This window comes from Curtobacterium sp. MCBA15_005 (genome assembly GCF_001864855.1).
GTDB classification, from domain to species: Bacteria; Actinomycetota; Actinomycetes; order Actinomycetales; family Microbacteriaceae; genus Curtobacterium; species Curtobacterium flaccumfaciens.
Window position 1 is genome coordinate 6,006 of the sequence record NZ_MJGL01000042.1, and the last position, 266, is coordinate 6,271.

At 77.4% G+C, this 266-nt stretch carries 1 protein-coding gene; it reads right to left on the reverse strand.

The window, feature by feature from the left end; translation table 11 throughout:
- A partial coding sequence (locus tag BIU89_RS13015; RefSeq protein ID WP_368073338.1) for an exodeoxyribonuclease VII large subunit occupies window positions 1–266 on the reverse strand: 266 nt, incomplete at both ends.

Here is a 266-nt window from a genome sequence, read left to right on the forward strand (position 1 = left end):
CGGTGCCGCGGACGACACCCCCGTCGGCACGCTGCACGATGGCGTACCCGCGGCGCAGGGTGTCACGGGGCGAGAGCGCGCGGAGGCGGGCGGTCAGGTGGCCGACCTCGGAGTGCCCGCGTTCGAGCCGGCGGTCGAGCAGTTCGCGGGCACGGGACAGGTCGCGCGCGACCTCTTCCGCACGGGTGTCGACGAGCCACGCGGTCGACGCCAGGGCCGGCCGCGACCGCAGCGCGGCGAGCCGGTCGGCCTCGACCGACAGCGTG